Origin of the sequence: Bradyrhizobium zhengyangense (genome assembly GCF_022012435.1) — a bacterium.
GTDB lineage: Bacteria > Pseudomonadota > Alphaproteobacteria > Rhizobiales > Xanthobacteraceae > Bradyrhizobium > Bradyrhizobium zhengyangense.
This window is the reverse complement of sequence record NZ_JAKLUA010000008.1, coordinates 263,342-278,007: the sequence shown is the minus strand read 5'-3', so window position 1 is coordinate 278,007 and position 14,666 is coordinate 263,342. Positions and strand designations below refer to the sequence as shown.

11 protein-coding genes are annotated in these 14,666 nt (G+C 63.2%); 9 read left to right on the top strand and 2 right to left on the bottom strand.

Annotated features, from left to right (window positions below; all coding sequences use genetic code 11):
- Window positions 1–30 precede the first annotated feature (30 nt).
- The gene (locus tag L6637_RS25040; protein WP_237860318.1) at window positions 31–801 is read left to right on the top strand and encodes a helix-turn-helix domain-containing protein; all 771 of its coding nucleotides are present in this window, start codon (window positions 31–33) and stop codon (window positions 799–801) included.
- A 57-nt stretch (window positions 802–858) separates the two neighbouring features.
- Window positions 859–2,397 (top strand): hypothetical protein, encoded by a 1,539-nt coding sequence (locus L6637_RS25035; RefSeq protein ID WP_237872315.1) that lies wholly within the window; start codon window positions 859–861, stop codon window positions 2,395–2,397.
- 97 nt (window positions 2,398–2,494) lie between these two features.
- Here L6637_RS25035 and L6637_RS25030 read toward each other — a convergent pair whose 3' ends face one another.
- Both L6637_RS25030 and L6637_RS25025 read right to left on the bottom strand, forming a co-directional pair.
- Window positions 2,495–3,715 (bottom strand): ABC transporter substrate-binding protein, encoded by a 1,221-nt coding sequence (locus L6637_RS25030; protein ID WP_237872313.1) that lies wholly within the window; start codon window positions 3,713–3,715, stop codon window positions 2,495–2,497.
- Between the two features lie 87 nt (window positions 3,716–3,802).
- The gene (locus L6637_RS25025; protein WP_237872311.1) at window positions 3,803–5,353 is read right to left on the bottom strand and encodes an acyl-CoA synthetase; all 1,551 of its coding nucleotides are present in this window, start codon (window positions 5,351–5,353) and stop codon (window positions 3,803–3,805) included.
- 263 nt (window positions 5,354–5,616) lie between these two features.
- Here L6637_RS25025 and L6637_RS25020 point away from each other — a divergent pair, with 263 nt between their 5' ends.
- From L6637_RS25020 to L6637_RS24990, 7 genes are all read left to right on the top strand, one after another.
- The gene (locus tag L6637_RS25020) at window positions 5,617–6,753 is read left to right on the top strand and encodes an acyl-CoA dehydrogenase family protein (RefSeq protein ID WP_237872310.1); all 1,137 of its coding nucleotides are present in this window, start codon (window positions 5,617–5,619) and stop codon (window positions 6,751–6,753) included.
- A 118-nt stretch (window positions 6,754–6,871) separates the two neighbouring features.
- A complete protein-coding gene (locus L6637_RS25015; protein WP_237872308.1) occupies window positions 6,872–8,038 on the top strand; it encodes an acyl-CoA dehydrogenase family protein in 1,167 nt (388 codons plus the stop codon).
- Window positions 8,035–8,691 carry a glutathione S-transferase family protein gene (locus L6637_RS25010; protein ID WP_237872306.1) on the top strand — a complete coding sequence of 219 codons (657 nt, stop codon included), beginning with the start codon at window positions 8,035–8,037 and terminating at the stop codon, window positions 8,689–8,691. Before L6637_RS25015 ends, L6637_RS25010 begins: the two co-directional genes overlap by 4 nt.
- A gap of 177 nt (window positions 8,692–8,868) precedes the next feature.
- Complete coding sequence (locus L6637_RS25005; RefSeq protein WP_237860298.1) at window positions 8,869–9,672, top strand: AraC family transcriptional regulator; 804 nt, start codon at window positions 8,869–8,871, stop codon at window positions 9,670–9,672.
- A 198-nt stretch (window positions 9,673–9,870) separates the two neighbouring features.
- Entirely contained in the window at window positions 9,871–10,737 is an 867-nt protein-coding gene (locus L6637_RS25000; protein WP_237872305.1) for a beta-keto acid cleavage family enzyme, read from the top strand.
- A 114-nt stretch (window positions 10,738–10,851) separates the two neighbouring features.
- The gene (locus L6637_RS24995; protein ID WP_237872303.1) at window positions 10,852–12,468 is read left to right on the top strand and encodes an acyl-CoA carboxylase subunit beta; all 1,617 of its coding nucleotides are present in this window, start codon (window positions 10,852–10,854) and stop codon (window positions 12,466–12,468) included.
- Window positions 12,465–14,441 carry an acetyl/propionyl/methylcrotonyl-CoA carboxylase subunit alpha gene (locus tag L6637_RS24990; protein ID WP_237872301.1) on the top strand — a complete coding sequence of 659 codons (1,977 nt, stop codon included), beginning with the start codon at window positions 12,465–12,467 and terminating at the stop codon, window positions 14,439–14,441. Before L6637_RS24995 ends, L6637_RS24990 begins: the two co-directional genes overlap by 4 nt.
- Window positions 14,442–14,666 lie beyond the last annotated feature (225 nt).

The following is a 14,666-nucleotide window of genomic DNA, read 5'->3' as shown; positions in this document are numbered from 1 at the left end:
TAGACTGGCCTCCGTGGAGCAGAGTTAACGATGCAGACGCAAGACAAGCTCTCTGACAAGCAGCTTTCGGACGAGCAAAGCCGTGAGGTCGCGGAGATGATCCGCGAGGAAATCGCCAGGCGCCGGATCTCGCGGCAGGCGCTGGCCGAGCAGGCCAAGCTCAGCCTGTCGACGCTGGAGAAGGCGCTCGGCGGCCGGCGCCCGTTCACGCTGGCGACCACGGTCCGGCTGGAGCAGGCACTGGGCGTGTCCTTGCGCAAGAGCACCTCTACGCCGGCGCCTGCGGCTGGCAACGACGTCGCACCCGACGGCCTCGGCTCCTATTCGCATCGCGCGGTGACCTGGCTCGAGGGCGTCTACATCACCCTGCGGCCGTCCTTTGGCGACAAGGATGCGATTTTCGCCTATCGCACCGAAATCGTCTGGGAGCCGAAAGTGTCCTCGCTGGTCTTCCGCGAGGGCGAGCGAACCGATGCTGCCTACGAGCACACCGGCGAGGTTGCAGTGCCGCATCAATCCGGTTTCATCTATCTCGTCATCAACAAGCACGGGCAGCATCGCGTCATCACGGTCTCGCGGCCGACCGTAACAGGTGCGATGTACGGCATCATTTCGACGCTGCGGGCCGGTGCCGGCGCACAGCTGATGCCGGTCGCGGCGCCGATCGCCTATGTCCCGATTGCCAATGTCAAGGAGCCGACGCTCGGACGGATCATGCCCGATCATGCCAATCATGCGCTGTATCTGAGCCACCTGCGCCGCACGGTGGAGGAGCCATTTGCGCTCTTCCTGTCGGTCTAGCCGGTCCTTCGAACGAAATGGTCCGGTATTTGCCGTGCATCCGTCTATAAGGCGATCATGCTGGACGTGACCACAATATCCGACGGCGCATGCCCTCTGTTCTCGATCATCATCCCGCTCGAATTTCACCGCGGGCAGTGGGAGCAGTCCTGGCTTGGCTGGACGTCGCAGACGGCGGACAGGTCTCTCTACGAGATCATTCTCGTCGTGCCACCGGACTTCACCGGGCACGCGGAGCTGAAAGCACTTGCCGCAGGCCAGGCCCGCCTCGAATTCGCGGATTCCGTGCACGATATCGGGCTCTGCGCGGCCGGCGCGGCCAGGGCTCGCGGCCGCTATTTGTTCTTCACGGAATCGCATTGCTGGCCCGAACCCGATGTGATCGCGCTCTGCATCCGCGCGATCGATGATCATCCCGACTGGGCCGGATTTTCCTGCCGTTCGGTCCCGGTCTGCCACAATCGCCTGTCCGAGGCGGAGGCTGCGATGTACCAGGCCGACATCGAATTCGGCATGAAGCAGCATCCCTGGCGCAAGGTGCTCGACCAGTGCTTCGTGACGCAGCATGACGTCTACCGGGAATGCGGCGGCCTGCGCGAAGAGCTCGGTCATTTCGCCGAATGGGTGCTCGCCGCCGGATACCATGCGCGAGGATACGCCATCGGCTATCTCGAGGAAGCCCGCTTCCACCACTATTATATCGGCCGGATCGGCGAGCTGAAGACGTTCACGCTCGATTTCGTCCAGGGCGAGAGCCGGTTTCTCAGCGGGGATCGGCACGATCCGGGCAGCGATCTGCTCGAAGCCCCCTTTGAATGGAAAGACCGGGACAATTTCGATCGTCCGCTTGCGTTCAATGCATTGAACGCGATGGTGCGTTACAGCCTGCCGCGTCTGAGTTGGAAATGGCCCGACGAGGAACTGCGCGCACTGTGGCGCTGGAGCGGGCCGGCGCTGTTCGGCGATCGCCGTGTGCGCGTCGCGGCTTTCTTAGCCGCCGCGTATGCGCGCCTAGTGCTGACCGCGCTGACAGCGGTCGGCTCGCGCGATGCCATTGCGCGCTGGATGAAGCGTTACATCGCTTCGCTGATCCACCTTCAGCGGCTCGTGTGTATCAGTCGTGTTCGCGGACATACCAGATCGGCGAAGAAACTGCTTGGCGATCAGGTCCTCGCGCAGCTCGGATTTCACGAGCTCGAATCAGCTGCCGGCCATGCGTTTCGCTGGAGCGAGCCGCAGGCAGCCGTTCGAATCAAGGGCGCGCCGGGACGCAACACGGTCTGCGTCCGAAGTCCCGCCCTGCGCGAGCCGCTCGACAAGATCGGGGTGCAATTCTATCTCGATGGCGCACCTCTCGATCGTGCCGCGATCGAGAGCAGCCTTGATCGTTACATGTTGAGTCTGGACCTGCCGCAAACCGGCATTGCCATCCTGGCTTGGGCCTGCCCCGAGTTCAGAGGTATCGGCGATGTGCGTCGTCTCGGCCTGCCTGTCGTTGACATCGAGGTTAATCCAGGCGCGCGCGGCAGTGCTCAAGAAGATAGCGGCCTCTCGGCCGCTATCTCGCACACGACGGACGCTTCCGACCGAGACTAAAGCGCGATGAGATTGGGTTGAATCGTCATCACGCTTTAGCCCTTTGTTTGAGCATGATCGTTTCGGAAAACCGCTTCACACTTTTCCGGATCATGCTCTAGCCGCCGACCTCCGCGCTGATGATGTCGCCGAACAGCTCCCACTGACCACTCTTGAACCGCCACATCTTCAGCTGTTCGATCGGCGCAAAATCGTTGGCCGACGTGTTGATCTTGATCCCCGGGATCAGCGTATCCGGGACAAAGTCTTTCAGGCTCGCGGCCTGCTTCATCACATTCTCGCGGGTGAGATTGTCGCCGGCCTGTTTCAGCACCTGCACCATGGTCTGTGCCGCAGCGTAGCCGTACACCAGGTTGGTGTCCGAGATGTTGGCGCCGGGCATGTATTTATCGACGAAGGCCAGGAATTTCTTCATGCCTTCGTTGTCCTTCCACTGAGGATCGGACGCATCCATCAGATAGCCGGCCGAGAGCACGCCTTCCGAAGCCTCGAAGCCCGCCGGCTTCATCACCGCGCCGATCGACACCGAGACGTCGGTCATCAGGTGCATCGGCTTCCAGCTGAGCTCGGCCATCTTCTTGATGGCCTGGGCAGCAAATTTGGGAGTCGAGATGTTGACGAAGACGTCGGCGCCGGTGTCCTTGAGCTTGACGATATGGGCGTCGATCGAGGGCTCCGAGGTCTCATAGCTCTCTTCCGCCACGATCAGCTTCGAGGCCTTTTCGCCGAACACGTCCTTGATGCCGGCAAGGTAATCTTTGCCGAAATCGTCGTTGGCATAGAAGATCGCAACCTTCGCGTCCGGCTTCTCCTTCAGAATGTACTTGGCGAAGATCCGCGCCTCGACCCGGTAGCTGGGCTGGAAGCCCATCGTCCAGGGAAAGTTGTGCGGGTCGTTCCACTTGCTGGCGCCGGTGGCGAGGAACAGCTGCGGCACCTTCTTGGAGTTTTGATATTTCTGGACGGCGGTCTGGGTCGGCGTGCCCAGCGCGTTGAACACCAGGAAGACCTCATCGCTCTCGATCAGCTTGCGGATCTGCTCCACCGTCTTCGGCGGGGAATAGCCGTCATCGTAGGAGATGAAGTTGATCTTGCGGCCGTTGATGCCGCCCTGGTCGTTGATCATCTTGAAATAGGCTTCCTCGGTCTTGCCGATCACGCCGTAGGCGGATGCAGGTCCGGAATAGGCCTCGACATTGCCGATCTTGATCTCGGTGTCGGTGACGCCGGTGTCGTACGCCTTCTGGGCGAAAGCGCCCTGGGTCGAGAGCAGCGTCAATGCGGTGGCTGCGGCGAGCATTGAGAGTTTCTTGTTCATGAAAATTCCTTGGTGTTTCTTTGGCGATTTTTCTGGGTTGGAGCAGGCACGTCGAAAAAGCAAAAGCGCCCGCGAGGGGCGCTTCGATCAGGCGTTGGCGACTTTCTGGTCGACCTCGGAAGCCGCCGAGAATTCCTTGCGCAGGGTCGGCTTGTGAATCTTGCCGGTGGCGTTGCGTGGCAGCGCGTCGACGAAACGGACTTGGCGCGGGCATTTGAAACGCGCGAGATTAGCGGCGCAATGCGCGAAGACGTCGGCCTCCGTTAGCTGTTGGCCTTGCTTCACGGCAACGATCGCAAGGCCCACTTCGCCCCATTGCGGATCGGGAATGCCGATGACACCCGCCTCGGCAATCGCAGCGAGCTGATGCAGAACGTTCTCCACCTCGGCCGGATAGACGTTTTCGCCACCGGAGATATACATGTCCTTCCAGCGGTCGACGATGTAGTAGAAGCCTTCCTCATCGACGCGCGTCGCATCGCCGGTGTGCAGCCAGCCGTCGGTGAACGACGTCTTGTTCGCCTCCGGCCTGTTCCAGTAGCCCGGCGTGATGTTCGGCCCCTTGACCCAGAGCTCACCGAGCTCGCCGACATCGGCATCGCTGCCGTCGGGGCGGACGATGCGCACTTCCGTGTGCAACACCGGCTTGCCGGCAGAGCCGGCCTTGCGTGCCGCGTCCTCGCGGTCGAGCACCAGCACGGCCGGCGAGGTCTCGGTCATGCCGTAACCTTGCTGGAGCGCAACACCACGTGCTTCCCAGGCCTTCAGCAGCGGCATCGGTACCGGTGAGCCGCCGACGCCGCAGGCCATCAATCGGGAGAGGTCAGTCGTCGCGAAGGCTGGATGCTGCGCCATGAACTGGTAGATCGCGGGCACGCCGAAGAACGCGTTGATGCCGCGTGCGGGATCGTCGATCAGGCCGAGCGCAGCGGCGGGATCGAACGCGCGCATGATCATCACGGTGCCGCCGGCATGCAGCACGGGATTGGTATAACAATTCAGTCCCCCGGTGTGGAACATCGGCAGCACGGTGAGCGCCACCGAGGACAGCCCGATGCAGGCGGGGCCGCCAAGATTGATGCAATTCCAGAAGGTCATGCCATGCGTGATGGTCGCACCCTTAGGATGGCCCGTCGTGCCCGACGTGTACATGATGGTCGAGATATCATCGAGCGTGACCTCCTCCGTGCGATCGAGCGGCTTTGCGGCGGCGATGCTGGCTTCGTAGGCTCCACCGGCGCCGAGCGGCAGGCTGGTCGCGACGTTGCAGAGCTTTGCCACGGTGAGTGCTGTCTCGGCCAGTTCGGTGTCGTAGATCATCACGTCAGGCGCGCAATCGCCGGCGATGAACTGAAGCTCGGGAATGGTGAGGCGGATGTTCAGCGGCACGAGGACGGCGCCGAGGCGTCCGCAGGCGAACTGCACGTCCAGGATATCGGTGGTGTTCGGCGCCAGCACGGCGACGCGGTCGCCGCGCGAGACCTTCAGCGAGTGACGCAAGAACGAAGCCAGGCGCGAGATGCGACCGTCGAACTCCGAATAGGTGAAGCGGCGCTCACTCGCCAGGTCGATGGCCGCGACCTTGTTAGGTGCGCGGCGGGCATGATGAGCGATCCAGTCGTAGTAACGAACGGCCAACTCTCTCTCCCTTGGCGATCTCGTGCCGCCCGAACCTTATTGCTGTGCACCATGCTCGGCATGGCCCTGGGAGGCCAGCCGGAGTTTGTGCAGCAGTCTTTTTTTTTTGGAGTTGGCCTGCGAGGGGTGAAAATCGTCTTGCGTTGAGTTGCTAGATCACGGCTGCTCCGAGCCGTCTCGGCGAAGCCAGCCACTCCGCGCAAGTGAGCTGCCAATGTTCCAGCCATGGTGGAACGGCAGGAGTGGTCGAAAGCGAAAACGCAATGAAGAGCCCGTTCTATACCGCCGAGCACGACGCTTTCCGCGAAATGATGCGCCGCTTCGTCGACAAGGAGATCACCCCGTTCGCGCATGAATGGGACGAAGCCGGCGAATTTCCCCGCGCGCTTTATCGCAAGGCGGCCGAGATCGGCCTGCTGGGGCTCGGATTTCCCGAGGAATATGGCGGGATCGCCGCCGACCAGTTCATGAAGATCGTGGCGAGCCAGGAGCTGGCGCGGGCAGGCGCCGGCGGCGTCAGCGCCAGCCTGATGAGCCACACCATCGGCTCGCCGCCGATCGCCCGCGCGGCGCGGCCGGAGGTCAAGGCACGCGTGCTGCCGCAGGTGCTGGCAGGGGAGAAGATTTCCGCGCTCGCGATCACCGAGCCGGGCGGTGGGTCCGATGTCGCGAACCTCCGAACCAGGGCGCTGCGCGACGGCAATCACTACGTCGTGAGCGGCGAGAAGACCTTCATCACCTCGGGCATACGCGCCGATTATCTGACCGTTGCAGTGCGTACCGGCGGCGAGGGCGCCGGCGGTGTCAGCCTGCTCCTGATCGAGGGCGACACGCCGGGCCTGTCGCGGACAAAGCTCAAGAAGATGGGCTGGTGGGCCTCCGACACCGCGACGCTGCATTTCGATGACTGCCGCGTGCCGGCCGAGAACCTGATCGGCGAGGAAGGGCAGGGCTTCAAGATCATCATGCAGAACTTCAACAGTGAGCGGATGGGCATGGCAGCGGGCTGCACCGCGTTCGCGCGCGTCTGTCTCGATGAAGCCGTCGCCTATGCCAAGGAACGCAAGACGTTTGGCAAGCCGCTCGCGCAGCACCAGGTCATCAGGCACAAGATCGTCGACATGGCGCAGAAGGTCGCAGCCTCTCAGGCGATGCTGGAAATGCTGGCCTGGCGGCTCGGGCAGGGCGAGAGCCCGGTGGCTGAAATCTGCATGATGAAGAACCAGGCGACCCAGACCATGGCGTTCTGCGCCTCGGAAGCCGTGCAGATCTTTGGCGGCGCCGGCTTCATGCGCGGCATCAAGGCCGAGCGCATCTATCGCGAGGTCAAGGTCAACGCCATCGGCGGCGGCACTGAGGAGATCATGAAGGATCTTGCCAGCCGGCAGATGGGGTTATGATTCTCACCGTCATTCCGGGGCGACGCGACGCGTCGAACCCGGAATCTCGATATTGTAGGACTCATCTCTGGATTCCGGGTTCGCGCGTTGCGCGCCCCGGAATGACAAAAGGGACAAAATGCTATTTACCGCCGACCACGACGACATCCGCCGCTCGCTGCAGAAATTCATCGCCAACGAGATCAATCCTCACGTCGATGACTGGGAGAAGGCCGACATCTTCCCGGCGCATGAGCTGTTCAAGAAGATGGGCAGCCTCGGCTTCCTTGGACTGAACAAGCCGGTCGAGTTCGGCGGCTCCGGCCTCGATTACTCCTATGCGCTGATGATGGCGGAGGAGCTTGGCGCGATCACCTGCGGCGGCGTGCCGATGGCGATCGGGGTGCAGACCGATATGGCGACGCCGGCGCTGGCACGGTTCGGCTCGGACGAGGTGCGGCGCGAATTCCTCAGCCCCTCGATCTCAGGCGACTATGTCGCCTGCATCGGCGTCTCCGAACCCGGCGCAGGCTCGGACGTCGCCTCGATCAAGACCAGCGCGCGCTCTGACGGCGACGACTATCTCATCACCGGTGGCAAGCTGTGGATCACCAACGGCACCCAGGCCGACTGGATCTGCCTGCTCGCCAACACCGGCGACGGCCCCGTTCACCGGAACAAATCGCTGATCTGCGTGCCCATGAAGAGCAAGGGCGTCACCGTCGCCCGCAAGCTCGACAAGATGGGCATGCGCTCGTCCGATACCGCGCAGATCTTCTTCGACAACGTCCGCGTACCCAAGCGCAACCGGATCGGCGAAGAGGGCCAGGGCTTTACCTACCAGATGATCCAGTTCCAGGAGGAACGGCTCTGGGGCGCGGCGGCCTGCCTCAAAGCGCATGAATACATCATCAACGAGACCATCGAATACACCCGCAACCGCAAGGCGTTTGGGAAGTCGATCCTCGACAACCAGGTCGTGCACTTCAAGCTTGCGGAGATGCAGACCGAGGTCGAGCTGCTGCGTGCGCTGATCTATCGCGCCGCGGAGCAGCTTGTCGCCGGCGAGGATGTCACGCGGCTTGCGACCATGGCCAAGCTGAAGGCCGGCCGTCTCGGCCGCGAGCTCACCGACGCCTGCTTGCAATATTGGGGCGGAATGGGCTTTACCAACGAGACGCCGGTCAGCCGCGCCTATCGCGACAGCCGCCTGACCTCGATCGGCGGCGGCGCCGACGAGGTCATGCTGATGGTCCTGTGCAAGATGATGGGGACGCTGCCCGGCAGCAAAGGGAATGCTTCATGATCACGCTCTATCATTGCGACGCCGCGCGTTCGTTCCGTCCGCTCTGGATGCTGGAGGAGATGGGGCTGCCGTATGAATTGAAGATGCTGCCGTTCCCTCCGCGGGTCTTCGCCAAGGAATACCTCGCGCTCAATCCGCTCGGCACGATTCCCTTCATGGTCGACGGCGAGACCAAGATGACGGAGTCATCCGGCATCTGCCACTATCTCGGCGTCAAATATGGCCCGACGCCGCTGATGGTCGGCCCGGAGGATCCCACCTATGGCGCCTTCCTGAACTGGATGTATTTCAGCGACGCGACGTTAACCTTCCCGCAAACGCTGGTGCTCCGCTACACCCAGCTCGAGCCGGAGGAGCGCCGCAATCCGCAGGTCGCCACCGACTACGCAAAGTGGTTCCTGGGGCGGCTGCGCGCCGTCGAGGCCGCGACCGCCAATACTGATGCCTTGTGCGCGGGCCGTTTTACCGCTGCTGACATTGTCATCGGTTACGCACTTCGCCTTGCCGACAATATTGGCCTTGCCAAGGATTTCGGGCCGAATGTCGCAGCCTATTGGGCTCGCCTGCAGCAGCGCGGCGGCTTCAAGCGCGCGGTTGCTGCGGAGCAGAAGGCCGGCACTGAACAGAATGTTGCGCCGCGCGTAAGGGCGTGAACATTCCGCAGGATGGGACTGCAATCTCATCGCGGTTCCGGGTGCGACTGATCGTCGTCCCGGAATGGTAATCTTTTGCACGCGATGACAGCGCTACCTCGTCGTGACAGGGCCCAAATTTCCGCTAAGGTGACCTCCGTCCGCAGCGGCCATAGAGCCGCGCGAGGAGGGACCCCCATGGAAGATAAAGGTCGCGAATCCGACCATTTGATGCTGATCACGCCGGAGCGGGTCTTCTACGCCGGCTTGCTCGGCAGGCCCCGCAAGCGAACCCCAGGTTGCTGCCACGTCTATGTCGCGGTGAAAGGCAGCCTGCATATGACCATCGACGACGTGCTCGCCACGGCTGAGCTGTTCGTCACGCTCCCAAACCAGCGGCACTCCATCGCCAGCGACTACCGCACTGCAATCAGCGTGACTCTCGAACCGGAAAGCATGCCCGACGGCGTGATCGAGGCCTTGGCCGAGCGCCTGACCGGCCCGGACAGGGCTATCTATGCCCGCAAGATCCTCGCTGCTTACGCGCTGCTGCGCCAGCGTCGCTATAACGACATCACCACCGCCGAATTCGACGAGATGTGTTTTGGCGAAGCGCTGCCGCGCCGCGCGCTTGACCCGCGGGTCATGCGTGCGGTCGCCCGCATCGGGCGCTTTTCGGGCGAGCCGGTGACGGCAGATACATGCGCGGCGGAAGCAGGTCTCTCCGCCTCGCGCTTCCTGCATCTGTTTAAGGAGGAGACCGGCATCTCGTTCCGCTCGTTCCGCGCCTGGAAGCGCGCTCGGCACCTGCTGCACTTCGCCAACCAGGACCTCAACCTCGCCCACCTCGCGCAGGACATCGGCTATCCCGACTCCACGCATTTCAGCCACTCGATCCGCCGCTTCTACGGCTTGAAGCCACGCGCGATCTTCGTCGGGTCGCGGGATCTTGCGATCTATCGCAGCACCGAGACGGTGCGGGAGCTCGCGGAGGCGAGCTAGCGCCGGTGTCGTAGGGTGGGCAAAGGCGCTCTTGCGCCGTGCCCACCACCTCTCGGCAATTTGGCAAAGATCGTGGGCACGCTTCGCTTTGTCCACCCTACGATAGCTCGTCTTTAGCTAGCTTCTCCGCGCAAGAAGCCGCATGCCGCGCATCACATGATCGCAGCGTTGAAATCAACGTTACGAGACATCTGTGGCATGAGCGACAAGGCCGTCATCACCTGCGCCCTGAACGGCGTGCTCACCGACCCCAAGCAGCACAATGTGCCGGTGACGCCCGAGCAGATGGCGCGCGAGGCCAAGGCTGCGTTCGATGCGGGCGCGTCCATCATGCACATCCATCTGCGCCAGCAGGCGCCGAACAAGGGGCATCTGCCGTCCTGGGACGTCAGCGTCAGCAGGGAGATCCAGCAGGCGATCCGCGAGGCCTGCCCCGGCGTCATCATCAACCACACCTCCGGCGTGTCAGGGCCCAACTATTCCGGCGCGCTCGACTGCATCCGCGAGACCAGGCCGGAGATCGCCGCCTGCAATGCAGGTTCGCTGAATTACCTGAAGGTTAAGGCCGACAACACCTGGGCCTGGCCGCCGATGATGTTCGACAACGCGGTCGAGAAGGTGAAGGACTATCTCGACGTCATGAACGCGGTCGGCACCATCCCCGAGTTCGAATGTTTCGACGTCGGCATCGTCCGTTGCGTTGGCATGTACCACCAGGTCGGCATGTACAAAGGGCCGCTCGAATACAACTTCGTGATGGGCGTCGCTTCCGGCATGCCTGCCGATCCCGAACTGCTGCCGATCCTGCTCAAGCTGAAGCGCCCCGAGGCGCACTGGCAGGTCACGGCCATCGGCCGCGAAGAAATCTGGCCGCTGCACCAGCGCTGCGCCGAACTCGGGGGCCACTTGCGCACCGGCCTGGAGGACGCCTTCTATCTCGCCGACGGCAAAAAGGTCACGTCGAACGGCCAGCTGATCGAAGCCATCGCCGCCTGCGCCCGCCGCGCCGGCCGCGACATCGCGAGCCCGGCCGAAGCGCGGAAGATCTTTGGGACGAGCAGGTAATTGTAGCCTCAGCCGTCACTGCGAGCGAAGCGAAGCAATCCAGACTGCCTCCGAAGATACATTCCTGGATTGCTTCGTCGCTTCGCTCCTCGCAATGACGGGTAGGATAGAATCATGTCCATTCTCGAAAATACCATTTCCCCAGGCAACGCCGGCTACCACGCCAACCGCGACGGCATGCTTGGCCTGATCGACCGCATGCGGGCGCTGGAAGAGCGTACGCGTGCAGCGTCGGCCGGAGCGAAAGAACGGTTCCACAAGCGGGGCCAGCTGCTGCCGCGCGAGCGCGTCGCGCTGGTGCTCGATCCCGGCACGCCCTTCATCGAGCTGTCGACGCTCGCCGGCTACATGTTCGACGTGCCGGACGCGAGCAAGAGCGTGCCTGGCGGTGGCGTCATCGCCGGCATCGGCTTTGTCTCGGGTATCCGCTGCATGGTCAGCGCCAGCGATTCCGGCATCGATGCCGGCGCGCTGCAGCCCTACGGCCTCGACAAGACGCTGCGGGTCCAGGAGCTCGCGCTGGAAAACAAGCTGCCTTACGTCCAGCTGGTCGAAAGCGCCGGCGCCAATCTCTTGCGCTACCGCGTCGAGGATTTTGTCCGCGGCGGCAACATCTTTCGTAATCTCGCGCGCCTTTCGGCAGCGGGCCTGCCCGTCGTCACCGTGACGCACGGCTCGTCCACAGCCGGCGGCGCCTACCAGACCGGCTTGTCCGATTACATCGTCATGGTGCGCGGCCGTACCCGTGCCTTCCTTGCGGGGCCGCCGCTGCTGAAGGCCGCGACCGGCGAGATCGCGACCGAGGAAGAGCTCGGCGGCGCCGAGATGCACACGCAAATCTCCGGTCTTGGCGACTATCTCGCCGAGGACGATCGCGACGCATTGCGCATCGCGCGCGAGATCATGGCCGCGCTGGAATGGGAGCGGCCGGGCAGGGCGGCTGCACAATTCAAGCCGCCGCGCTACGACCAGGACGATCTGCTCGGCATCATGCCGATGGACCACAAGCGTCCGGTCGACATGAAGCAGGTGATCGCGCGCATCATCGATGATTCCGATTTCACCGAGATGGCGCCGAATTACGGCCCGGCCACCGTCTGCGGCCATGCTCGCATCGAGGGCCAGGCGATCGGCATCATCACCAACAACGGCCCGCTCGATCCTGCCGGCGCCAACAAGGCGACGCATTTCATCCAGGCGTGCTGCCAGACCCGCACGCCGATCCTCTATCTCAACAACACCACCGGCTATATGGTCGGCAAGGCCTATGAAGAGGCCGGCATGATCAAGCACGGCTCGAAGATGATCCAGGCGGTGACGTCTGCGACGGTGCCGCAGATCACCATCTATTGCGGCGCCTCGTTCGGTGCCGGCAATTACGGCATGTGCGGCCGCGGTTTCCATCCGCGCTTCTGCTTCTCCTGGCCGAACGCCAAGACCGCGGTGATGGGCGGCGAGCAGGCTGCCGAGACCATGGCGATCGTGACGGAAGCCGCCGCCGCGCGACGTGGCAAGCCGGTCGAGAAGGAAAAGCTTGACGCCATGAAGGCGCAAATCGTCGGCGTGTTCGACGGCCAGATGGACGTATTCTCGACCAGCGCCCGCGTGCTCGACGACGGCGTGATCGATCCGCGCGACACCCGCGCGGTGCTGTCCGAAGTGCTCGCGATCTGTCGCGAGGGCGATGCACGCATGCCCCAGCGCATGCAGTTTTCAGTGGCCCGCCCATGAGGAACGGATCAGTGCAGCACCGGCCGTTCTTCAAGGTCTTGATCGCCAATCGTGGCGAGATCGCATTGCGTGTCATGCGTAGCGCGCGGCAGCTCGGTCTTGGTGTCGTCGCGGTGTATTCGGACGCGGATCGCGATGCGCTCCACGTCAAGCAGGCCGATCAGGCCGTGCGGATCGGCGAGGCCTTACCGGCGCAATCCTATCTCAACATCCCCGCGATCATCGAAGCTGCCAAAGCGAGCGGCGCGGATGCCGTGCATCCCGGCTACGGCTTCCTTGCCGAGAACGAGGATTTTGCGCAAGCCTGCAAGGATGCCGGTCTCATCTTCATCGGCCCGTCGCCACAGGCGATCGAGGCGATGGGCAACAAGGCCGGCGCCAAGGAGATCATGAAAAAGGCCGGCGTGCCAATCGTGCCCGGCTACCAAGGCGCCGACCAGGGCGACGAAGTTATGCTTTCGGAGGCCGGAAAGATCGGCTTCCCCGTGATGATCAAGGCCGTCGCCGGCGGCGGCGGTCGCGGCATGCGGCTTGTCGTCGACGCAGCGTCGTTTCCGGATGCGCTGCGTAGCGCGCGGTCGGAAGCGAAGGCGGCTTTCGGTGATCCCACGGTCATCCTCGAGCGCGCGATTCAAAATCCCCGGCACATCGAGATCCAGGTGTTCGGCGACAGCCATGGCAACGCCATCCATCTCGGCGAACGCGATTGTTCGGTGCAGCGGCGACACCAGAAGCTGATCGAGGAGGCGCCGTCGCCAGCGGTGACACCGGAGCTGCGTGCGAAGATGGGCGAGGTCGCGGTCGCTGCCGTCAAGGCGCTGCGCTACGAGGGCGCCGGCACGCTGGAATTTCTGCTCGATACCAGCGGCGAATTCTACTTCATGGAGATGAACACGCGCCTCCAGGTCGAGCATCCCGTCACCGAGGCGATCACCGGTCTCGATCTCGTCGAGCTGCAATTGCGTGTCGCGCGCGGCGAAGACTTGCCGGTGAAGCAGCAGGACATCAAATTCTCAGGTCACGCGATCGAGGTGCGGCTTTGCTCGGAAGATGCCGCGCGGGATTTCATGCCGCAATCCGGCCGTATGGCGCGCTGGCAGGTGCCTGATGGCATCCGCGTCGAGCATGCGCTGCAATCGGGGGCGGAGATCCCGCCGTTCTACGATTCCATGATTGCCAAGCTGGTCAGCCATGGTGCGACGCGCGAGGAGGCAAGGGGGCGGCTGATCGTCGGGCTGGAGCAGCTCACGGCGCTTGGCGTGACGACCAATCAGGCGTTCCTGATCTCGTGCCTGCGTCATCCCGGCTTTGCCAAAGGCGAGGCGACGACGGCTTTCATCGGTGCGCATCGCGACGAGCTGCTGGCGCCGCGTGCGGACGCTGCATTCAATGCGGCGCTGGCCGGCCTGTTGCTCTACGTCACCAATCCGCGCGCGCCGGCATGGCGAGCTGGCCGCAGCCTGTCGGCGACGTTTCCTCTGCCCGCGAAGATCGAGATCGCCGGTCACGCGCATGAGCTCGAGGTCACCCGCGAGCGCGATGGCAACTACATCGTCGCCACGGGGGCACGGCGGGACAGATTCGAGATCGCGCAGCTCGATTCGGAAATGATCCGCTTCCGTCATGATGGCGTGATGGACAGCGCAAAATTCCTGCGTGAGGGCGACCGATTTTACGTCCAGCATCGGGGCATCCCGGTCTCGGTGAATGATCTGACGCTCGCTGCGCCCAAAGCTGCAGCAAGCAACGGCGGCGATGGAAAGGTCCGCGCCGCCATGAACGGCCGCGTTGTCGCCGTGCTGGTCAAGCCGGGCGATCGCGTCACATCAGGTCAGCCGGTGCTGACGCTGGAAGCGATGAAGATGGAGCACGTCCACAAGGCCGGCATCGACGGTGTCGTCGCTGCGATCGACGTCGCCGAGGGCGAGCAGGTGACGACGGGCCGGATCGTTGCGGAGATCGGGGCACCATAGCGCGGCGAACGCAGTCTCGTTGGGTGGGCAAAGGCGCAAAGTGCCGTGCCGGCTTCGCTCTTCGAGCACGGCGGAAAGTCGCTTTGCCCATCCTGCGGGACCGCCTCCGTCTCGATCAGAGTGTAAATAATCTCAATAGGATAAAGCCGGATCAGGTTCGCGCGCGAATCTTATTGAACAATGTTCAATTTTGGTCTACTGGTATTGAACTATGTTCAATTCGGA